Source organism: Rhodococcus erythropolis NBRC 15567 (assembly GCF_001552595.1).
GTDB classification, from domain to species: Bacteria; Actinomycetota; Actinomycetes; order Mycobacteriales; family Mycobacteriaceae; genus Rhodococcus_F; species Rhodococcus_F erythropolis.
This window is the reverse complement of the sequence record NZ_BCRM01000008.1, coordinates 176241-197492: the sequence shown is the minus strand read 5'-3', so window position 1 is coordinate 197492 and position 21252 is coordinate 176241. Positions and strand designations below refer to the sequence as shown.

16 protein-coding genes and 2 tRNA genes are annotated in these 21252 nt (G+C 63.2%); 14 read left to right on the top strand and 4 right to left on the bottom strand.

Annotation, left to right across the window (positions count from 1 at the left end; all coding sequences use genetic code 11):
* Positions 1-14: 14 nt before the first annotated feature.
* The 9 genes from RE4_RS13790 to RE4_RS13750 all read left to right on the top strand — a co-directional run bounded on the left by RE4_RS13790 (position 15) and on the right by RE4_RS13750 (position 12134).
* The gene (locus RE4_RS13790; RefSeq protein ID WP_020967979.1) at positions 15-938 is read left to right on the top strand and encodes an alpha/beta fold hydrolase; all 924 of its coding nucleotides are present in this window, start codon (positions 15-17) and stop codon (positions 936-938) included.
* A 197-nt stretch (positions 939-1135) separates the two neighbouring features.
* Entirely contained in the window at positions 1136-3172 is a 2037-nt protein-coding gene (gene gyrB / locus RE4_RS13785) for a DNA topoisomerase (ATP-hydrolyzing) subunit B (RefSeq protein WP_003942515.1), read from the top strand.
* Positions 3173-3258: 86 nt separating this feature from the next.
* Positions 3259-5790 (top strand): DNA gyrase subunit A, encoded by a 2532-nt coding sequence (gene gyrA, locus RE4_RS13780; protein WP_019746215.1) that lies wholly within the window; start codon positions 3259-3261, stop codon positions 5788-5790.
* Positions 5790-7223: a DUF3566 domain-containing protein gene (locus RE4_RS13775; RefSeq protein WP_060938749.1), complete on the top strand. Its 1434-nt coding sequence runs from the start codon at positions 5790-5792 to the stop codon at positions 7221-7223. The genes gyrA and RE4_RS13775 overlap by 1 nt, the downstream gene beginning before the upstream one ends.
* A 75-nt stretch (positions 7224-7298) precedes the next feature.
* Positions 7299-7372 (top strand) — tRNA-Ile (locus RE4_RS13770).
* A gap of 176 nt (positions 7373-7548) precedes the next feature.
* A tRNA-Ala gene (locus tag RE4_RS13765) sits at positions 7549-7621 on the top strand.
* A gap of 271 nt (positions 7622-7892) precedes the next feature.
* Positions 7893-9002: a baeRF11 domain-containing protein gene (locus RE4_RS13760; protein ID WP_060938748.1), complete on the top strand. Its 1110-nt coding sequence runs from the start codon at positions 7893-7895 to the stop codon at positions 9000-9002.
* Positions 9003-9064: 62 nt separating this feature from the next.
* On the top strand, positions 9065-10729 hold the full coding sequence (locus RE4_RS13755; protein WP_019746219.1) for an alpha/beta hydrolase: 1665 nt from the start codon (positions 9065-9067) through the stop codon (positions 10727-10729).
* Positions 10730-10856: 127 nt separating this feature from the next.
* A complete protein-coding gene (locus RE4_RS13750) occupies positions 10857-12134 on the top strand; it encodes a lipase family protein (protein ID WP_060938747.1) in 1278 nt (425 codons plus the stop codon).
* Positions 12135-12191: 57 nt separating this feature from the next.
* Here RE4_RS13750 and RE4_RS13745 read toward each other — a convergent pair whose 3' ends face one another.
* Positions 12192-12644, bottom strand: a complete 453-nt coding sequence (locus tag RE4_RS13745) for a hypothetical protein (protein WP_019746221.1) — start codon at positions 12642-12644, stop codon at positions 12192-12194.
* 90 nt (positions 12645-12734) lie between these two features.
* Here RE4_RS13745 and RE4_RS13740 point away from each other — a divergent pair, with 90 nt between their 5' ends.
* Positions 12735-13262: a peptidylprolyl isomerase gene (locus RE4_RS13740; protein WP_007729190.1), complete on the top strand. Its 528-nt coding sequence runs from the start codon at positions 12735-12737 to the stop codon at positions 13260-13262.
* A gap of 17 nt (positions 13263-13279) precedes the next feature.
* Positions 13280-14224, top strand: coding sequence for a rhomboid family intramembrane serine protease (locus RE4_RS13735; protein WP_041814390.1), 945 nt, complete (start codon positions 13280-13282; stop codon positions 14222-14224).
* 31 nt (positions 14225-14255) lie between these two features.
* Here the strand turns inward: RE4_RS13735 and RE4_RS13730 are convergent, their stop codons facing one another.
* The gene (locus RE4_RS13730) at positions 14256-14783 is read right to left on the bottom strand and encodes a lipoprotein LpqH (protein WP_021332617.1); all 528 of its coding nucleotides are present in this window, start codon (positions 14781-14783) and stop codon (positions 14256-14258) included.
* Positions 14784-15087: 304 nt separating this feature from the next.
* On the opposite strand from RE4_RS13730, the gene RE4_RS13725 reads away from it, so the two are divergent.
* Positions 15088-16431: an MFS transporter gene (locus tag RE4_RS13725; RefSeq protein WP_021332618.1), complete on the top strand. Its 1344-nt coding sequence runs from the start codon at positions 15088-15090 to the stop codon at positions 16429-16431.
* Here the strand turns inward: RE4_RS13725 and RE4_RS13720 are convergent.
* On the bottom strand, positions 16422-18287 hold the full coding sequence (locus RE4_RS13720) for a helix-turn-helix domain-containing protein (protein WP_060938788.1): 1866 nt from the start codon (positions 18285-18287) through the stop codon (positions 16422-16424). The two genes, RE4_RS13725 and RE4_RS13720, sit on opposite strands and share 10 nt — an antisense overlap.
* Before the next feature lie 126 nt (positions 18288-18413).
* Between RE4_RS13720 and RE4_RS13715 the strand changes: the two genes are divergently transcribed.
* Both RE4_RS13715 and RE4_RS13710 read left to right on the top strand, forming a co-directional pair.
* Positions 18414-19781: an FAD-binding oxidoreductase gene (locus RE4_RS13715; RefSeq protein WP_024487653.1), complete on the top strand. Its 1368-nt coding sequence runs from the start codon at positions 18414-18416 to the stop codon at positions 19779-19781.
* Positions 19782-19904: 123 nt separating this feature from the next.
* On the top strand, positions 19905-20753 hold the full coding sequence (locus RE4_RS13710; protein ID WP_060938746.1) for a TauD/TfdA family dioxygenase: 849 nt from the start codon (positions 19905-19907) through the stop codon (positions 20751-20753).
* 7 nt (positions 20754-20760) lie between these two features.
* Here RE4_RS13710 and RE4_RS13705 read toward each other — a convergent pair whose 3' ends face one another.
* Positions 20761-21252, bottom strand: coding sequence for a PH domain-containing protein (locus RE4_RS13705; protein WP_020905623.1), 492 nt, complete (start codon positions 21250-21252; stop codon positions 20761-20763).

Sequence of the window (21252 nt, the reverse complement as noted above, 5' to 3'; positions counted from 1 at the left end):
CGAAGGGTTCGACAATGTCGAAGCACTCTCCTGTCCATGCCGTGACCGCGCGTCGCGTGACCAACGGTTCCGTCAGCCTGGCAGTGTTCGAGCAGGGCAAGGCAGACGGCGAGACCATCGTCCTGGTGCATGGTTGGCCCGACACCCATGAATTGTGGAACCGCATCGTGCCTTTGCTGGCAGACGACTTCCGCGTCGTCAGCTACGACAGCCGCGGGGCCGGTGAGAGCACGATCCCCTCGAGGGTGCAGGACTACCAACTGAGCGCACTGGCCGGCGATCTTTTTGCCGTCATCGACGCGGTCAGCCCGGGCAAGCCGGTGCACGTCCTGGCACATGACTGGGGATCCGTGGAAACGTGGGAAGCGGTCTGCGAGCCGGGTGCCGAAGAGAAGATCGCGTCGTTCTCGTCCATCTCGGGCCCCAATCTCGATCATCTCGGCAAGTGGATCCGGGCGAGCGTGTCCAAGCGTCGTTTCCTCGGCCCGGCGGCGCAGGGAATTGCGTCGGCCTACACCGTTCTGTTCCAGATTCCCGGGCTGTGCACCCTCCCGTTGCGTCTGTGGTTCTCCAAGCACTGGCCGGCATTTCTGGGCTTCTTCGACGGTCTGGACCCTCGTGTGGTCAACACCGCGCCCACCATCGCCGACGACATGGTGAACGGACTCAAGCTTTATCGCGCGAACATCCGGCCGTCTCTCGGCAAGCCGCGGGATCGGTACACGGACGTGCCTGTTCAGCTCATTTTGAACAAGTACGACAAAGCCGTTCGTCCGGTGGGATACGAAGACACCGAAAAATGGGTCTCCGACCTGCAGCGACGTGAAATTGCCGCGGGACACTGGTCGCCGTTTTCACATCCGAGCGAGGTTGCCGAACATGCGCGGGCATTTATCGCGAGCCTGAGAGAGCGTCGCTCGGAGAAGCAAAGTTCCTAGCGTTTCACCTTCCGGGGATCGTAAAAATTCGTCTGCGGCGCAGCCAGGGGTGTCATTGGCCGCTTCTAGTCGGTGCTTACCAGTAAGATGGTCAACGGTAACTAGCGGCAACATTCTCGAACCCGCTCCGACGACACCCGCAAGGGCTTGCTGACGGCTGCGCTCGAGTATTGACGGAGAAGGAGAGCTACCCACCCGTGGCTGCCCAGAAGTCAGATACAAGCACTTCCAGCAAGGACTACAACGCGTCGTCCATCACCGTCCTCGAAGGACTCGAGGCGGTACGTAAGCGTCCAGGCATGTACATCGGTTCCACCGGTGAACGCGGCTTGCACCACCTCATTTGGGAGGTCGTCGACAACTCGGTCGACGAGGCGATGGCCGGACACGCCACCAAGGTCGAGGTCACCCTCCTCGAAGACGGCGGAATCCGCGTCATCGACGACGGCCGTGGCATCCCGGTCGGCATGCACGCCTCCGGAGTACCCACCGTCGAGGTCGTGCTGACCCAGCTGCACGCCGGCGGCAAGTTCGACTCCGACTCCTACGCCGTCTCAGGTGGTCTGCACGGCGTCGGTATCTCGGTGGTCAACGCGCTCTCCACCCGGCTCGACGTCGACATCAAGGTCGACGGCTACCGGTGGCAGCAGACGTACACCGATTCCAAGCCGGGAGAGCTCGTACAGGGCGACCCGACGAAGGAGACCGGCACCACCGTCAGTTTCTGGGCTGATCCCGAGATCTTCGAGACCACCCGCTACAACTTCGAGACCGTTGCGCGTCGTCTGCAGGAAATGGCCTTCCTGAACAAGGGCCTGACCATCACGCTGACCGACGAGCGCGCCGAGGTCATCGACGACGAAGCTGCCGAGGTAGCCGAGGCTCCCAAGTCTGCTGCCGAAGAAGCCGAAGAAGCTGCTCAGGCAGCGCCGCGTAAGTCCAAGACCCGTATCTACCACTACCCCGGTGGACTCGAGGACTACGTTCGGCACATCAACAAGAGCAAGACCCCGATCCACAACTCGGTCGTGGGATTCACCGCCAAGGGCACCGGCCACGAGCTCGAGGTCGCAATGCAGTGGAACTCCGGCTACTCGGAGTCCGTGCACACCTTCGCCAACACGATCAACACCCACGAGGGTGGTACCCACGAAGAGGGCTTCCGCGCCGCACTGACCGCAACGGTCAACAAGTACGCGCTCGAAAAGAAGCTGCTCAAGGACAAGGATCCCAAGCTCACCGGTGACGACATCCGTGAAGGACTCGCGGCCATCATCTCGGTGAAGGTCGGTGAACCCCAGTTCGAGGGTCAGACCAAGACCAAGCTCGGCAACACCGAGGTCAAGTCCTTCGTACAGAAGGCGTGCAACGAGCACCTCGCGCACTGGTTCGAGGCGAACCCCGCCGACGCGAAAACCATTGTGAACAAGGCTGTTTCGTCGGCGCAGGCCCGCGTTGCCGCACGTAAGGCGCGTGAGCTGGTCCGTCGCAAGAGTGCGACCGACCTCGGTGGCCTGCCAGGCAAGCTCGCCGATTGCCGCTCCAACGATCCGGAGAAGTCCGAGATCTACATCGTGGAGGGCGACTCCGCAGGCGGCTCGGCCAAGTCCGGCCGAGACTCGATGTACCAGGCGATCCTCCCGCTTCGCGGAAAGATCATCAACGTGGAGAAGGCGCGTATCGATCGCGTCCTCAAGAACACCGAAGTCCAGTCGATCATCACCGCGTTCGGCACGGGCATCCACGACGAGTTCGACATCGCCAAGCTGCGCTATCACAAGATCGTGCTCATGGCCGACGCCGACGTCGACGGTCAGCACATCGCAACGCTGCTGCTCACGCTGCTGTTCCGCTTCATGCGGCCGCTCGTCGAGCACGGCAAGGTCTACCTCGCGCAGCCGCCGCTGTACAAGCTCAAGTGGCAGAAGGGTGCGCAACCGGAATTCGCGTACTCCGACCGCGAGCGCGACGCGATGGTCAAAGCAGGCCTCGAGTCCGGCAAGAAGATCAACAAGGACGACGGCATCCAGCGCTACAAAGGCCTCGGCGAGATGAACGCCAAGGAGCTGTGGGAAACCACGATGGACCCGACGGTGCGCGTTCTGCGTCTCGTCACGCTCGACGATGCGGCTGCTGCCGACGAGCTGTTCAGCGTGCTGATGGGCGAAGACGTCGAAGCACGACGCAGCTTCATCACCCGCAATGCCCGGGACGTTCGTTTCCTCGACGTGTAGGCCTGCGGCCCTGTGAGCGGTTGCGGAGTCCCCGGACTCCTTTTCCGCGCACAGGGGCTTGCCCCCTCTTTTAAGAAAGTGAGCTCATGACCGACACCACGTTGCCACCGGACGGTCCGCAACACGACCGGATCGAACCGGTCGACATCCAGCAGGAAATGCAGAACAGCTACATCGACTACGCCATGAGCGTCATCGTCGGTCGCGCTCTGCCGGATGTCCGCGACGGACTCAAGCCGGTGCACCGCCGCGTGCTCTACGCGATGTACGACAACGGATATCGCCCAGACCGCGGATACGTGAAGTCTGCCCGACCGGTCGCCGAGACCATGGGTAACTACCACCCCCACGGCGACTCCTCGATCTACGACACGTTGGTCCGTATGGCCCAGCCGTGGTCACTGCGTTACCCGCTCGTCGACGGTCAGGGAAACTTCGGATCCCGCGGCAACGACGGCGCAGCCGCCATGCGTTACACCGAGTGCAGGCTCACGCCGCTCGCGATGGAAATGCTGCGCGAAATCGACCACGAGACAGTCGATTTCACCCCGAACTACGACGGCAAGACGCAGGAACCGACGGTTCTGCCCAGCCGTATCCCGAACCTTCTGATCAACGGTTCCAACGGCATCGCCGTCGGTATGGCCACCAACATTCCGCCGCACAACCTGCGTGAAGTTGCCGAGGCCATCTACTGGGCGCTCGAGAACTTCGAGGCGGACGAGGAAGCCACCCTCGCGGCCGTCATGGAGCGCATCAAGGGACCCGACTTCCCGACGCACGGGCTCATCGTCGGTGGACAGGGCATCCAGGATGCCTACACCACCGGCCGTGGCTCAGTCCGTATGCGCGGCGTCGTCGAGATCGAAGAAGATGCCAAGGGCCGCACCACGATCGTCATCACCGAGCTGCCCTACCAGGTCAACCCGGACAACCTGATCACTTCCATCGCGGAGCAGGTTCGTGACGCGAAGATCGGTGGCATCTCCGACATCCACGACGAGTCCTCGGACCGCGTCGGCATGCGCATCGTCGTCACCGTCAAGCGTGACGCCGTTGCCAAGGTCGTGCTGAACAACCTTTACAAGCACACCCAGCTGCAGACCAGCTTCGGCTGCAACATGCTCTCCATCGTCGACGGAGTGCCGCGCACGCTGCGCCTCGATCAGATGATCCGTCTGTACACGACGCACCAGCTCGAGGTCATCGTCCGTCGTACCAGGTACCTGCTTCGCAAGGCACAGGAGCGCGCCCACATCCTGCGCGGTCTGGTCAAGGCCCTCGACGCTCTGGACGAGGTCATCGCCTTGATTCGTGCGTCGCAGACCGTCGACATCGCTCGCGCCGGATTGATGGAACTCCTCGACGTCGACGAGATCCAGGCCGACGCCATCCTCGGCATGCAGCTGCGTCGTCTGGCCGCCCTCGAGCGTCAGAAGATCGTCGACGAATTGGCCGAGATCGAACTCGAAATCGCGGACCTCGAAGACATTCTGGCTCGCCCGGAGCGTCAGCGCGCGATCGTTCGTGACGAGCTCAAGGAAATCGTCGACAAGTACGGCGACGACCGTCGTACCCGCATCATCGCCGCCGACGGAGACGTCAACGACGAGGATTTGATCGCCCGCGAAGACGTCGTCGTCACGATCACCGAGACCGGTTACGCCAAGCGCACCAAGACCGATCTCTACCGATCGCAGAAGCGCGGCGGCAAGGGTGTTCAGGGTGCCGGCCTCAAGCAGGACGACATCGTCTCGCACTTCTTCGTCACCTCGACGCACGACTGGCTGCTGTTCTTCACCACGAAGGGCCGCGTCTACCGCGCGAAGGCTTACGAGCTGCCCGAGGCGAGCCGTACCGCTCGCGGTCAGCACGTTGCCAACCTCCTGGCCTTCCAGCCGGACGAGCGCATCCAGTCCGTCATCCAGATCAAGACGTACGAAGACGCGCCTTACCTGGTGCTCGCCACTCGCAACGGTCTGGTCAAGAAGTCCAAGCTCACCGACTTCGACTCCAACCGCAGCGGTGGCATCGTCGCCATCAACCTGCGCGGTGAAGACGAACTGGTCGGCGCTGTTCTCTGCTCCGCCGACGACGACCTGCTCCTGGTCTCGGCACAGGGCCAGTCGATCCGCTTCTCGGCCACCGACGAGGCACTGCGTCCGATGGGCCGCGCCACTTCCGGTGTCCAGGGCATGCGTTTCAACGGTGACGACGAGCTGCTCTCGCTCAACGTCGTTCGTGAAGGAACGTTCCTCCTGGTCGCCACCTCGGGCGGTTACTCCAAGCGAACCGGCATGGAGGATTACCCGGTGCAGGGTCGCGGCGGCAAGGGCGTGCTCACGATTCAGTACGACAAGAAACGTGGCACTCTGGTCGGTGCGCTCATCGTCGACGACGACGACGAGCTGTACGCGATCACCTCGGGCGGCGGCGTCATCAGGACGGCTGCCAAGCAGGTTCGTAAGGCGGGACGCCAGACCAAGGGCGTGCGTCTGATGAACCTCGGCGAAGGCGACACACTGCTCGCGATTGCGCGCAACGCCGACGAGCCCGAAGAGCTCGCTGCAGAGACCACCGACAACGCAGACAATGCCGATGGAGCTAAGGAGTCCTAGTGAGCACTCCCAACCAGCCGGGCAGTGACCAGAAGAGTGAAAGCACTTCAGGTTCGACGCCACCGAAGCCGGAGCAGGCAACTGCTCCGGCGGGGCCGCAGACCTCGAAACCTGCAGCTCCAGCGGACGGCGGACCCAAAGCTTCCGAGGCAGCTCCGGCGCCCAAGGCACCGGAGCCGCCTCGCGGCCCGTCGGATTCGGCCCAGAAACCGGCGGCTGCGGCTCCCGACGCCGCGGGTGCGGCCAAGGGTCAGGCTCCTTCCGTTCCTTCTGTGGCTCCGGCTGCGCCGGTAACTCCGGCGAAGGGTGATGGTCAGGCTCCGCCGCAACCGGTCGCCAATCAGGCTCGTGGCAGCCAGGCACCGCCGTGGCAGCGGGGACCCCAGCCGTCAGGCCAGCCTCAGGGGCAGCCATCTCAGGCGCCGAAGGCTCCTGCTCAGAACCCGAGTGCTCAGAACCCCGCTGTTCAGAACCCGGGCAAGGCTCCGGCACCGCAGAATCAGGTTCCGCAAAGTCAGCCGCAGACCAACATCACGCGCCCGGCCGGCGCTGGTGCTCCTGCGGGTCGACCGGCAGCTCCTGCTGGGGGTAAGCCGCCTGCGGGTCCGCAGCGTCCTGCAGCGGCAGGCCCGGCACAGGGTGGTCCGGTACAGGGTGGTCCGGCCAAAACCCCCGCACAGGGTGGTGCGCCGAAGGGACAGCCGCAGGCGGGTCGCCCTGCTGCGGGTGCACAGACAGGTCGTCCTGCCGGCAACCCGTCGGCGCGTCCTGTCGTGACAGGAACGGCAGCTGCCGCAGCTACTGGTGGCGTCGCCGGCGCAGCGGCAGCCAAGGCTGTTGCACCCTCGGGCGCAAATCCCAAGGCTGCGAATGCCACGGTCGCCAATCCCACGGTCGCCAATCCCACCGTCGCTAATCCGAAAGCAAAAGCCGCCGCGATCGACGGGCCGACTCGGCACATCGATCGCAAGGATCTGCCGAAGGACATGCCTGACCTCTCCGAGGCCAAGCATCCGTTGCCTGCTGCGGTGAAGGGTGAGAAAACTCACGCCGTATCGGCTTCGGTCGTGGACGGTGCGCCACTGCGCGCAACGGTCCAGATCCGTCGTATCGACCCGTGGTCCACGCTCAAGATCACGTCCGTGATCTCGGTGTCGCTGTTCTTCGTGTGGATGGTGGCCGTCGGACTGCTCTACGTCGTTCTCGACGGCATGGGCGTCTGGGATCGCCTGAACAACGCGTTCACCGACATCGTTGCCGACGGCGGCTCCGACGGTCTGGTGACGGCCGGCCAGGTGTTCGGCTACGCCGCGCTGATCGGTATCGCGAACATGGTGCTTTTCACGGCACTCGTCACGATCGGATCGTTCATCTACAACCTCTGCAGCGACCTGGTTGGCGGCGTCGAGGTAACTCTCGCCGACCGCGACTGACCTGCGAAAACATTGCTCCGCCGGGCCCGTTTTGGTGTCAGCGGCCCGGTGGGGTAATCTTTGGAATCGGTTCAGGGGCCTATAGCTCAGGTGGTTAGAGCGCTTTACTGATAATGAAGAGGTCGGAGGTTCAAGTCCTCCTAGGCCCACTCCCATGTGCCGAAGAAGGGTTGCTGGAATGAAGGTTTTCCTGCTTGTCGGGGCCGGAATTCTGGTAGCTCTCGGGGTCACCAAGCTGATCAAAAGTCAGCGCGGAGACAAGGTTTGGCACGATTTGGAAACAGGATAGAACCTAGGTACTCTGACTCCGGTCAGAAAACCGAACGGGGCCTTAGCTCAGTTGGTAGAGCGCTGCCTTTGCAAGGCAGATGTCAGGAGTTCGAATCTCCTAGGCTCCACAGTAAGAAAACACCCTCCCGGGATCCGGGAGGGTGTTTTTGTATGCCGATGTGCGGATGTCCGGCTGGCCGGTGCCCGACTCGTGGCCCTCCCCCTTTTGAGCGAACGGCACTTTCGGCGCACTGAAGGCGATGAACATGCCGTTCGCTCGGAGTGGGGTGGCCAGAACAGCGCCCACTATGGACCGTTCGTCCCGAATTCTCCGGAAAGTCTAGTGGTCATAACCAGCCGGGCGTAGCGTGAGGAGAACCCAATTTCAGGAGGTTCGTAGTGCTTCACAACGACATTCCCAGCCACGGTGAAATTGCCGCACTCGCGGAGGTGGAAGGGCCCACCTGCATCACCATCGTGACTCCGACTGAAGATGCGCCGCAGGATCATGACAAAGCGCGCATCGCCTTCAAGGACCAGGTCCGCTCGGCACTCGCATCGGTGGAGGATCCGGCCGAGCGCAAGCTGTTCGAGGCCGAATACGCAGAGCTCGACGACGACGACGATTTCTGGCGCTTCCAGTCGCGCTCATTGGTCACGTACGCGACGCCGGAGCGTCTGGTGACCTTCCGCCTGCCCAACCGTCTGCAGGCGCTCGAAACGGTCAGCGATCGGTTTCATCTCAAGCCACTGCTCCGTTCGGTGACCTTCCCCCAGACGGCGTTTGTTCTCGCTCTCGCCGAAGGTTCGGTGCGATTGATCGAGATCGCCGCCGACCAACCGGCCGACGAGGTTCGTGTTCAGGGAATGCCGAAGAACGCTGCGGATCACGCGGGTAAGTCCTCGATCAACAGCCGAACTGAAGCCGGTCGGCTCTCGGGTTCGGACAGCCGAAAGTTGCGCGTCAATCAGTACGCCCGCGCAGTCGATCACGAGGTCCGTGGTGTCCTCGCCGGCCGCGACGTCCCCTTGATCCTGGCCGCTGCGGAACCCATCGCGTCGGTGTATCGCTCCGTGAATTCGTACCGCCACCTGGTCGACAAAACCGTCGAGGGAAACCCGGAAGCCTTGTCGACGCAGGAGGTGGCGGACGGTTCGCGTCCGGCGCTCGACGATTTCCACGCCGAGCAGTTGGCGGCGGTGCGGGACACCTTCAATGTGCGCACCGAACAGGGACGCACTCAAACCGACGTCGCCGACGTGGCAACGGCCGCGACGTACGGACAGGTCGACACCGTTTTCATCGACATCGACTCCGTTGTGCCCGGAAGTCTCGATCCCCAGACGGGCGCTCTCACGACCGGTGAGTCGAGCAACGGAAGTACATACGGGGTCGTCGACGAGATCGCTCGTCGTGCGCTCCTGACGGGTGCTCGGGTCCTCGCTGTTCGCGCCGAGGACATTCCGGGTGGCGGCGCAGTTGCCGCGATTTTGCGCTTCGCCCCGTAAACAGACTGGACGCGTGTGCGCTTCGTGACCTGATTCGGGCACGGGGCGCATACGATTCCGGCATGAAACGTGTGTGGGAACGGCTGCGCCTCTACTGCAAGACGCTGCACCCGGTCGGGCTTGCCTTTGCTCTGGTCTTCTTCACCTGGTCGATGAGTCCTTCCCTGTTGCCGCGCGCGTGGTACTTGCAGGGCGTTGCGACGGGCATCTCGCTCGCGATGGGATACGGCGTCGGCGTGACGGTTGCCTGGATGATCCGCAAGTGCGGCGTCGAACCGCAGTGGTCGGATCGCACCAAGAAGATCGGCTGGCGAATCCTGTTGGTCGCGGCCGTCATTCTGGTTCCGACGTTCTTGGTCCTCGGTTCGTGGTGGCAGCAGATCGTTCGCGATCTGGTGGAAGCTCCACGCACCAACCAGGCGAATTACCTTCTGGTCTTGCTGATTTCGCTCGGAATCTGGTTCATCCTGCTCGAGGCAGGCCGTGGTCTTCGTTTCACCACCAACAAGCTCACCGCCGTCGCACTTCGGTTCGTTCCCCTCGAAGCGGCGAAGGTCGGCAGCTTGATCGTCATCTTCGCCCTCGGCATCTTCATTGTGAACGGTGCGCTGTACAACGGGTTGATTGCCTTCGCGAACTGGAGTTTCTCCGGTGCGGATCACGAAACACCGGACGGCATCGAACAACCCTTGATCGCTGAGCGCAGTGGTTCGCCGATGTCCGCCGAAGCCTGGGATTCGCTCGGCCAGGAGGGGCGCACCTTCATGGGCAGCGGTCCCACCGCGGCCGAGATCACCGCGTTGACCGGACGTGAAGCGAAGCAACCGATCCGGGTGTACGCGGGACGTGAATCCTCGGACTCGATCAACGGTGTCGCACAGCGGGTCGTCGACGAGTTGGAGCGCACCGGCGGATTCGACCGCGGAACCCTCGCAGTTGTCACGACCACCGGCCGCGGTTGGGTGAACGAGGACGTCGCGTCGGCGTTCGAGTACGTCGAGGGCGGGGACACGGCGATCGCGTCGATGCAGTACTCGTTCCTTCCGAGTCCGTTGGCCTTCATCGCCGACCGTGAGACGCCGATGATTGCCGGTCGCGCACTGTTCAACGCGGTGTACGCCAAGTGGATCGACCTGCCCGTGGAGACGCGGCCCGAGCTGGTTGTCTTCGGTGAGAGCCTCGGCTCCTACGGTGGCCAGGCCGCATTTGCCGGCGCTCAGGACATGATGACGCGCGTCGACGGCGCGCTGTGGGTCGGAACCCCCAACTTCACTGCTCAGTGGCAGGAAATCACGGACAGCCGCGACTCGGGCTCACCGGAGATCCTGCCGGTGATCGATGGTGGCCAGGCAATTCGGTTTGCCGGCGATCCGGAAGATCTGGAGCTGAAGTCCGACTGGGACGACGATCGCATCGTGTACTGGCAGCACGCAAGCGACCCGATCACATGGTGGTCCTTCGACCTGCTGCTCAACAAGCCGGATTGGCTCAAGGAACCGCTGGGTCGCGACGTGGATCCGGGAATGACGTGGGTACCTCTCGTGACCTTCTGGCAGGTAACCCTCGACATGGTCTTCTCGGCTGACGTCCCGTCCGGGCACGGTCACAATTACGGCGAGGATGCAGCGGACATGTGGGCCAAGATCCTGCACCCCGAGGCGTGGACCTCGGCTGATACCGACAAGCTTCGTTCGCTGCTGACCTCCAATCTGGAGCCCACGAAGTAGTCGTAAACGGTTGTAAGTCAGCCTGTTAAGGCGAAAACCTCACGAAAAAGTGTTACGTGAGGTATGTGTTACTCTGCGTTCGCTGTGTGCCAAGCCACAGCGCAGGCGAGCGTGGGGAGATCGAAACGTGAAGAGCAGAGCATGGTGGGCGGCCGGGGTTTCCGTCGCGGCACTGGTCATGGGTGCTGTGACGGCCCCTGCCGCAATGGCGGACCCGGCGGATTTCTACACGCCGCCGTCGGAGCTTCCGGCAGGTGCCAACGGAGATCTCATCAAGAGTGAGCCGTCACCACTGCTGCTGAGCGTGCCCGGATCGAACGGTGCGTGGCCGGCAACCGCCACCAAGATCATGTACCGAAGCGAGGACGCCAAGGGTGCTCCCGTTGCAGTGACGGGGACCTACCTCGAACCGTCGAACCCGTGGACCGGGCAGGGGGCGCGTCCACTGGTTGCCGCAGCGGTAGGAACGCATGGGCAGGGCGATCAATGCGCACCGTCCAAACTGTTCAACACCGGTATCGAGTACCAGTTCCCGACGGACGTCATGGTCGGCTACGAGTCCATCTGGGTGAACACGTTGCTGCTCAACGGCATTGCCGTCGTAGTCACCGATTACGAGGGCCTCGGAACTCCTGGCGATCACACCTACGTCAACCGCGAAGCCGAAGCACACGCGGTTCTGGACTCGGTGCGCGCGGCTCAGCAGCTCCCGAACACGAGCATTCCCGCCGACGGCCCCGTCGGACTGTGGGGTTACTCGCAAGGTGGTGGAGCTGCCGCTGCCGCAACGGAATTGAAGCCGTCGTATGCTCCCGAGCTTGATCTCAAGGGCACGTACGCAGGTGCACCGCCCGCCGATCTGGCGGCGACGCTGCATCAGGTCGACGGCACGTTCCTCACCGGAGTGATCGGCTACGCGCTCAACGGGATCCTTGCGCAGTACCCCGAGGTTCAGCCGCTGCTCGACGCCGAGATCAACGATCGCGGCCGACAGATGTTGGCCGCCACCAAGAACCAGTGCGTCGCCGAAAGTGGATTGCAGTTCGGCTTCCAGCAGTCGTCGAGCTTCACCAATTCCGGTGAATCACTCTCCGCAGTTCTGGCGCGTCTACCCATGGCGCAGGCAATCCTCGACGAGCAGAAGATCGGCAAGCTGACGCCGGAGTCGCCCGTGCTCATTCAGCATGGCCGCTCCGATGACATCGTTCCGTTCGGCCAGGGACAGCAACTGGCCCGTGACTGGTGCGGCAAGGGTGCGACGGTGCAGTTCTCCGTCAACGAACTGCCCCCGATCATTCCGGGCATGGCAATCAATCATGCGACGCCGTACCTGGTGGGTACCCCGGAATCCGTCGGGTACATGATCGATCGCTTCAACAACGTCCCGGCACCGTCCAACTGCTGAACGTGAACATCGAAAAGCCCCGGAACACAATCTGTTCCGGGGCTTTTCGTGTGTCGACTAAGCGGTCTTCTCGGCCGAGTTCTCTTCGAGCCGAGGGGGTGCGGAAGCGACCGGCGGATGCTCGCGTCGGCGGCTCTTGAAGAACACCGCGCCACCGATCACCGCAACACCGGCGATGACGAACACGGCGACGCGCTTGCGGCCGCGAGGCTTCTCGGTGCGTTCCGCGGACTTCGTGGGGATAGCCTTTGCGCGCTCGACGCCCTTCTTGGCGAGGACCTTGCCCTGACGACCCAGGAACAACCCGACCTGCCCGGCACCGCGAGCGACCGACGTCGCGACCACCGCGGCGATGCGGCGAGCGTTGTCGGCTGCCTCGGATTCCTTGATACGAGCCGCTGTCTCTTCGAGGTAGGCGGCAGTCTCGTCGAAGGTGTCCTCGACGCGGGCGCGCGCGTGATCGAAGGTGTCGGGCAACTGCGTGCTGAGGGACTCGGTCACTCGTGTCATGACTTCACTGTGCCATAACAGTGAGGCGGGGACAGGGAGAGTTTTACGGGGCGGCATCCGCGAGAACGCCGGCAATGGCACGATGGTGGTGTGACTTCAACTCATCAGACCGCAACCGCAACGCTGCACACGAACCGCGGCGACATCAAGATCGCTCTGTTCGGCAACCATGCGCCGAAGACCGTCGAGAACTTCGTCGGCCTCGCCGACGGCTCGAAGGAGTACACCACCGCAAACGCCGCCGGCACCAAGACCGGCCCGTTCTACGACGGTGCCATCTTCCACCGCGTCATCGACGGCTTCATGATCCAGGGTGGCGACCCCACCGGAACCGGCACCGGCGGCCCGGGCTACAAGTTCGGTGACGAGTTCCACCCGGAACTGCAGTTCGACCGCTCCTACCTGCTGGCCATGGCCAACGCAGGCCCGGGAACCAACGGCTCGCAGTTCTTCATCACCACCGGCCCGACGCCGCACCTGAACCGTCGCCACACCATCTTCGGTGAGGTTCTCGACGACGATTCCAAGAAGGTTGTCGACGCTATCTCCTCCACCGCCGTCGATCGTGGCGATCGTCCGGTCGAGCCCGTCGTGATCAACAGCATCACCATCTCCTGAACAGGTAAAACAAGCAGATGACGAACCCCGGTTGGGGCGGCGGTGCGAGTGAGGGCATCCCGCCCCAACCGCGGTGCGTCCGCCATCCAGATCGACCTACCGCACTTTCCTGTAATCGTTGTGGACGTCCGGCGTGCCCGGACTGCCTCCGTGAGGCGGCGGTGGGATACCAATGTGTTGACTGTGTAGCTGCCGGCCAACGCGATGTCCGCCCCGTTCGGGGCGTCGCCGGAAACACCGTGAGCCCCACCCGCGCGGTCCCGATCGTGACGTACACCTTGATGGGGCTCAACGTCCTGGCGTTCCTCGCCACCTTCGCGCAGTCGCGAAGCATCATGAACAATCAGGTCGGCTCGTCGATCTTCGCGAACTGGGCACTCAATCCGGGTCTGGTCGCCAGCGGTGACTGGTTCCGGCTCATCGGCTCCGGGTTCCTGCACTTCGGCATCTTGCACCTCGCGGTCAACATGTACGCCCTCTACATCCTGGGGCGCGACACCGAAATCGTGATGGGCCGCTCCCGGTACATCGGCATCTACCTGGTTTCGCTCCTCGGCGGTTCCGCCTCGGTGATGGCGTTCCAGCCGGTGTTCTCCTCGCTCACGGCCCTGTCCTGGACCGCTGGAGCGTCGGGTGCAATCTTCGGCATCATGGGCGCACAGGCCGTCCTTCTACTGCGTTTGCGTCGAAGCCCGGTCCCGATCATCTCGGTGATCGCGATCAATGTGATCATCAGCATTTCGCTGCCCGGGATCTCGTTCTGGGGTCACGCGGGAGGTCTGGTGGCAGGTGCCGCAACGGCCGCTGCCTTCCTGTACGCCCCGCAGTGGTTGGGCGCCGGTGAGAACCGCGTGAAAGCAGTGCGGATCGGCTGGATCGCTTTTGGTGCCGTCACCGTGGTGACGTTGGGAGTCATCGTGCTCCGCGTCGTCCAACTGCGCGAACAGCTGGGAATCAGCTAGCAAGAATCCTAGGGCCCAGCCGTTCTATGGATCAGCCGCCGATGATGGACTCGCAGGCGAACGTGATCTCGAAGCTCGACGTCTCCATCGGGTTGCCCTTGTCCCGGGCGCCGATTCCCTCGCCCGTCACCACGAAGGTATTGCCGTCCTGCTTGGCACTGGCAGATCCGCCGGGCAGACCCGGCGCGAATCCGGCGGTGTACGGCAGACCGTTCGATCCACCCTCGCTTCCGGCGATTCCAGCAGTCTGAACCGTGCCGGATTCATCGATGATGGCTGAGACGGTCAACATGCCGTAGGTGGCATTTTCCGCGTCGAGCAGTGTCATAACTGTCGTGCCGCCGTCCTTTGCGCACTTCGTCTCGAATTTGGCGTCGAGCGTCTTCCCGCCGACGGTGGCCGAGGATGTAGCGGACGAGGCGCCGGCAGCGCTCTTGTCGGAGTCGGTCTTGTCGGAGTCGCTGCCGCAGGCGGAGGCGAATAGTGCGACCGCCGCGATGGTGGCAGCGACTGCGGTGGAGGACCGGCGGGTCATCGTGGTCCGAACCATCTTCGTCATGTTCTGTCCTTCAAGTCACGCGGTGCGTCCGCACTTGCTCTGGCTATTTCGCCGATAACACTAGCCAGTGACTCGGTGCTCATAGCGCTAAACCCCCAGCTCAGGCGGGTTTGTCGCCTTCGACTGTTCAGGGACGTTCGTCAGGCTGCTGCGGGTCATTCGCCGGATCGTTGGGAGTAAACGCACATGCAGGGACGGCTTCTGTAGAGATTGTCCACATAGGTTGAGGACATCGGTACTTCTACTGTGGCTTGAGTCACTTCGTAGATAGCAACGCTGACCTTTTCCGAGGAGTACCCCTGCCATGACCTCCACCGATAGCACCACCACTGACGGTGGGGTTGCGCCGAGCGAGATCGAATCTCGCGTGGTGAAGAAGGTAGCGCGCCGGCTGATTCCCTTCCTGATCCTGCTCTATTTCGTGAACTATCTGGATCGTACGAACATCGCCTTCGCGAAGCTCACCATGAGCGCCGACCTCGGGATGACCGAGACGATGTTCGGGCTCGCATCCGGTCTCTTCTTCGTCGGCTATCTGCTGTTCGAGGTGCCGAGCAACCTGGCCCTGCACCGCTTCGGCGCCCGGCTGTGGATCGCGCGGATCATGCTCACCTGGGGAATCCTCGCCGCTGCGCTGGCATTCGTGCCCAACGTGGGCAGCCTCTATTTCCTCCGCATTCTGCTGGGAATCGCCGAGGCCGGCTTCTTCCCCGGAGTTCTTCTCTACCTGACCTTCTGGTTCCCGAAGAAGTACCGCGTACGCCTGATGGGCTTGTTTCTGCTGACGCTTCCGCTCTCGTCGGCGCTCGGTGCCCCGCTCTCGGCTGCCATCATCCAGTACGGCGACGGCTTGTTCGGGTTGGCCGGATGGCGCGTGATGTACCTGATCGAGGGTCTGCCCGCCGTGATCTTGGCGTTTGTCGTCTGGTTCTACCTCACCGACCGTCCCGCCGACGCGAAGTGGTTGACCCTCGAGGAGCGCACCTGGCTGATGAAGTCCATGGCCGACGAGGAGAAAGAACTCGGCGACGCCGGTCACCAGTCCGCCGGCAAGACCTTGCGCGATCCCCGCGTCATCGGTTTCGGTCTGGTCTACTTCGGAATCACGTACGGCCTTTACGCTTTGAGCTTCTTCCTGCCCAGCATCGTCGCAGGATTCAAGCAGACGTTCAACACCGATTTCTCGCTCGTCGAGACAGGCCTGATCGTGGCCGTCCCCTACGCGATCGGCGCTGTCGCGATGGTGCTGTGGAGCCGCCATTCCGACAAGACCGGTGAACGAATGTGGCACGTTGCAGCCCCGACGCTCCTGGGCGCGGTATCCATTCCGATTGCGCTGTACCTGGATTCACCGTTCACCGTCATGATTGCGGTCTCGCTCACCGCCGTCGGCGTGCTCTGTGCGCTCCCTGTCTTCTGGTACCTGCCCACCACGTTCCTGACGGGTGCCAGTGCGGCCGCGGGCATCGCCATGATCAACTCGATCGGCAACGCGTCGGGCTTCGGTGCTCCGTACATCACCGGCTGGCTCACCGATGTGACCGGAAATGCCAAGGCAGGCCTGTGGGTGGTGGGCGCCGTGATGCTCTGTGCCGCAATTCTTGTGGTGGCGCTGGCCAAGCGATCGAGCAAGACCGCTCAGATCTGACCTAGTTTCCCCGCACTGGCACGCAGCCGGATCAGGAGCGCAAGATCGAGCGCCTGGTCCGGCTGACGCCACTGTGTGCCGATCAATCGGTCGATCGATTCGAGGCGTTGATACAGAGTGTTGGCGTGAATCGCGAGCGCGGTGGCGGTCGCAGAATGTTTGCAATTGTGCGACAGGTACGACGCGAGGGTGTCCAAGAGCGGAACGCCGCGTCGTTGCTCCTCCTCGAGGAGAGGACCGAGGGACCGCTGCGTCAGCGATTCGAGTTCTTCGCGGCCGGTGCGGCTGAGGAGAATTCGGTAAATGCCGAGGGAACTTGCCGGTTCTACGTGGGAGGCCCGCCCGAGAGTCTCGAGGACGTCGACGGTGTGTTGTGCCTCGACATAGGCTCGCGCCAGAGCTTCCGCTCCCACCGCGGGATCGGCGATTCCGACGGTCGGGTTCTCCGCCGGCTGCACCCACGCTGCCGCAACCTCTGCCGGTGACATTCCCGGAATCAAAGCGATGACCCGTGAACCATGTTCGGCAACAACAGTTCCCGAGGGAAATGGAATTTCCTCGATACTGCGACGTGTACGGTCTACGGCGTCGGCCGGGCGGGCCACCACGACGGTGTACGAGCGGTCGGGGTTGAGTCCAGCCAGGCGGAACTGACCGGTGACTTCGGCCGGCGTCGGCGCTGGCCTGGTGATCAGATCGACCAGAAATGCGTCGCGTGCTCGGCGAGTGGCTTCCCTGGCCGCCCGTTCGCCTACCAGGGCAAGCGCAATGGCCGGGGCTGACCTTTCGAGTGCCAACCTCATGGCGGCGGTGGGTTCGTGACGCGAGAGTAGGAACAGAACTCCGAGTTGATCACCGGCACTGCGCACTTCGGTGGCGAACAGGAACTGCTCACCGACGATGAGCGTCACCTCCTGCTCGCGTCGGTCAGCGGCAAGGATGTCGAAGACCCGGTTGACGCTCTCGCTCACCCGTTGCAGTCCCGGTGGGATCTCCGACGTTCCGGTCACGAAGAACACCGGTGAACCCGTCGACGCGGAGGTTTCTTCCACGAGTTCGCGAACACCGCCGCCGCGCAGGACAACTTGTGTGAGCGATCGGTCCCAGGTCAGGGTCTGTTCGAGAAGTGCTGTGCGCTCGGCAAGTTCGGTGTTCGCTGCATTCACTTCTGCAACCGTCGCGCGATAGCGTTCGAGAGAGCGGGCATTCTCGATCGCCACCGAGGCATGAGCTGCGAGAGCGGACAGCAACGCAACTTCCTCGTTGCCGAATCGGCGCTCTTGACGTTTGCACGCGCAGAGGGCACCCAGGATCTTGCCGTTCAAAGTCAGCGGAACGGCCAACAGGCCGCGCATGTTCTCGGCTCGTGCTGCGTCGTCGGCGGGCCCGATGTGCGCAAACGAGGGATCGTTGCGGTAATCGGGAGACCAAGCAGGAGAGGAGTTCTCGACCACGCGACCGATGAGGCCTTCTCGGAACGGAACCGTCAGGCCGAGCAGTTGCGACGTATACGCCCCGCTCGTGACTTCGATGATCAAGATGTCGTCGTGAATGAGAGCAAGGTACGAAAGGTCTACGCCGAGTAGCCGTTTGGCCTGATCCACGATCTCCTGCAGAAGGGCGTGGTGATCGTGCATCGTGGTCAGCAGTGACGCGATGTCGTTGAGCGCGCCCAGTTCGGTGGCACGTTGTCGGCGCTGAGCCAGGAGACTTCGCAGTTGGAGTGCGGATCGGGCTTCTCGCTCGATCTCGGCTGCGACCTCGGGGCCTGACCCGGCGGCCAACTGATCGCGGTGTTCGATCAGTTCCTCGGTAGATGCCTCGGCCAGGAGAAGCTGTAGCCAGTTCTCGTGCATCCGCACTCCCTTGTCAGGCCAACTTGTCAGGCCAACGATGAGTATGGAGAGAATGTCCATACGGTTTCCGGTTTCTCGGAGTAAATCTACATGGGGTGGTGTAGCCGCCGTCACTATCGTGGAGGCATGACACTCCTCGAGGCGCTCGGCTCGCAGATCGATGCGGATCGACTGATCACCGACCCCGACATCATGGCGAGCTACATCCACGACGACGCCGAGTGGGCTCCCTACGAGATGCCCGTCGCCGTGGTCCGTCCGCGCACAGCCGAGCAGGTACAGACAGTTGTGCAGGCGTGCATCGCCCACGGTGCGCCCGTCGTCACGCGCGGCGCAGGCACCGGTCTGTCGGGTGGAGCCAACGCAGTCGCCGGCGGCGTCGTGATCGCCTTCGACGCGATGAACGCCATCAAGGAGATCAACACCCTCGAGCGTTTGGCCGTGGTCGAACCCGGAGTGGTCAACGATCACCTCCGCGACGCGTGCGCCGAGCACGGCCTCTGGTATCCGCCCGATCCGGCGAGCGCACCCTGGTCGACGATCGGCGGCAACGTCGCGACCAATGCCGGGGGCCTGTGTTGCGTCAAGTACGGCGTCACCAAGGACTACGTGCTGGGCATGCAGGTGGTTACCGGAACCGGTGAGCTGGTTCGGCTCGGGCGTCGAACTGCCAAGGGAGTGGCTGGGTTTGATCTCTCCGCGCTCATGGTCGGCTCCGAAGGCACTCTCGGGGTGATCACCGAGGTGACCGTCAAGCTACGTCCTCAGCGCGATCCCGAGCGCACCATCGTCGGATACTTCGACTCCATCGTTGCTGCGGGCAAGGCAGTCGAAGCCGTCGCCGCGGACGGTCTCACGCCGTCGGCCCTCGAGTTGATCGATCGACAGTGCCTGCTTGCCGTCGACGCCTGGAAGAACATGGGCCTCTCGGCCGACGCCGAGGTGGTCCTACTCGGCCGCATCGACACACCTGGTGAGATCGGCGACGCCGAAGCCGAGCGAATGTTGGCCTGTTTCAACCGTTCCGGGGCAACCTGGAGCGCCAGATCCACCGACCAGGAGGAAGCCGACGCCCTGTTCTCCGCCCGGCGTCTGGCATACCCCGCCCTCGAGCGGCTCGGCCCGGTGCTCACCGAGGACATCTGCGTCCCCAAGGCAGCGGTCCCGGAGATGTTGGCACGGATCGAGGCCATCTCGGCCCGGCACGACACTCACATCGCGAACATCGCGCACGCGGGTGACGGCAACCTGCATCCGCTGCTGATCACGCCACACGACGACGAAGCGGCGCGGAGGCGTGCTCAGGCGGCTTTTGCCGAGATCATCGACAATGCCCTCGAGTTGGGCGGAACCGTCACCGGTGAACACGGCGTCGGCCTACTGAAGATGGGTGGCCTGGCACAGGAACTGTCACCGGCCGTCGTCGCGATGCATCATGCAATCAAGGGCGCACTCGACCCTCACGGAATCATGAACCCGGGCAAGGTGATTTGAAAGGCCGGGTGATCTGAAAGACTGGCTCCGTAACCGAATCGGTTTCCGGAGTTACGCCGTCGAAATGACGAGTTCCTACGCTCGAGTTGAACCGTTTGGCGAACTCGACGTATGGAGTGATGAATGTTCTCTTCCGATTTGACGCTGGCAAGTGTTGTTCCGCGGCGCGTGGACACGGTCGAGGCCGTCCGGGCGGCAATCGCTCTGGACGGCGCCGCGGTCTTCGGTAGGCTGCACACCGAGGAAGATGCCATTGCATTCGCGTCGAAGTTGCTCGGTGAGAAGTGCATTCGCGTCGGCCGCCAGTTCGAGGCGAGCGCCAAAAGTCAGGATGCCGAAGCAGCTGTCGTCGACACGCAACCGGTGGATGAACGCGGCCGCAAGCGCTCGTTCGGTATCTCCGGCGAGCGGATGACCGCCCACAACGACGGCTTCGCTTTCGGCGATTACGCTCCCGATTACCTGTTTCTGTGGTGCAAGCGCCCGGCGTACCCGAGTGGCGGCGACTCGTTTCTCATCGACGCGGTCAAACTGACGCGATTGCTCGCCTTCGATCCCGCAACAGCGGAGCTGGCCGAATTCTGTTGGAGCACAGACATCGACCATTCGGAACCGAACTTCCCGCAGAACACATTTGCGCCGATCGCCCGGACGGTGCCAAGTGGACGCAACCAGGTTCGGTACCACCCGTACCTCGCGCCGATCGCCGGCGAATCGGAAGAAGCGCAGTGGCCGCTGGTGAAGCAGTGGAGTGAGGCCGTGATTCACGTGCGAGACAGCGGGCCGATGTTCCGTGCCGAAGCCGGCGAGATGATCTGCATCGACAACTACCGGGTGCTTCACGGCCGCGACGGGTACACCGACCCCGGCCGTGAGCTGTACTCGATCTGGGGATGGTCGAGCGACGCCGTCGCGGTGCCGCAGCAGGCACTCGACATCGTGCAGCCGGACCTCGCGGCACTGGCCATGTAACCCGCGCTTACTTCTCGGGCGGCACCAAGCCGTGGACGGTAAGCACGTCCAGGACGTCCTCCGGCGTCGTACCGAGATCCCAGCGTCCGAAGATCAACAGCTTCTCCGTGTCGGTGGGCCGGTCGACGATGTCGATCTCGAGCATCGGCACGCGTCGACCCAGACGCGGGTAGCGGACGAGACGCACGCGGTCGATCTGTTCGCGGGTGAACGTGTGGCGGGCGCGCAGTCGCTGCACCGCGATCGACTTGGTTCCTGCGTTGTCGATCACCGCTAGCCGGGGGCGCTGACGCAGGGCGAGGCCGCCCATCACGAACAGCCCGATCACCGCGAGGGCGAGCAGGAAGCGTCCGGCAGGCTCCGTGGGCGCGATTATCGAGGCGATCGCGAGGGCAATTCCGCCGCCGAACATCGCGTAGACAACACCCATCGGAGTGGCCCACGAGACGACCTCTGTGGCGTTGTCACGAGGCTGTGGATGAAATTCATCCTCGAGCAT

Coding starts and splice junctions, on each gene's coding strand:
- RE4_RS13745 (WP_019746221.1), bottom strand. CDS start 12,644: ATGACACGAGTGACCGAGTCCCTCAGCACGCAGTTGCCCGACACCTTC.
- RE4_RS13710 (WP_060938746.1), top strand. CDS start 19,905: ATGTTCTCTTCCGATTTGACGCTGGCAAGTGTTGTTCCGCGGCGCGTG.
- RE4_RS13730 (WP_021332617.1), bottom strand. CDS start 14,783: ATGACGAAGATGGTTCGGACCACGATGACCCGCCGGTCCTCCACCGCA.
- RE4_RS13735 (WP_041814390.1), top strand. CDS start 13,280: ATGACGAACCCCGGTTGGGGCGGCGGTGCGAGTGAGGGCATCCCGCCC.
- RE4_RS13725 (WP_021332618.1), top strand. CDS start 15,088: ATGACCTCCACCGATAGCACCACCACTGACGGTGGGGTTGCGCCGAGC.
- RE4_RS13720 (WP_060938788.1), bottom strand. CDS start 18,287: ATGCACGAGAACTGGCTACAGCTTCTCCTGGCCGAGGCATCTACCGAG.
- RE4_RS13790 (WP_020967979.1), top strand. CDS start 15: ATGTCGAAGCACTCTCCTGTCCATGCCGTGACCGCGCGTCGCGTGACC.
- RE4_RS13705 (WP_020905623.1), bottom strand. CDS start 21,252: ATGCTCGAGGATGAATTTCATCCACAGCCTCGTGACAACGCCACAGAG.
- gyrA (WP_019746215.1), top strand. CDS start 3,259: ATGACCGACACCACGTTGCCACCGGACGGTCCGCAACACGACCGGATC.
- RE4_RS13755 (WP_019746219.1), top strand. CDS start 9,065: ATGAAACGTGTGTGGGAACGGCTGCGCCTCTACTGCAAGACGCTGCAC.
- RE4_RS13715 (WP_024487653.1), top strand. CDS start 18,414: ATGACACTCCTCGAGGCGCTCGGCTCGCAGATCGATGCGGATCGACTG.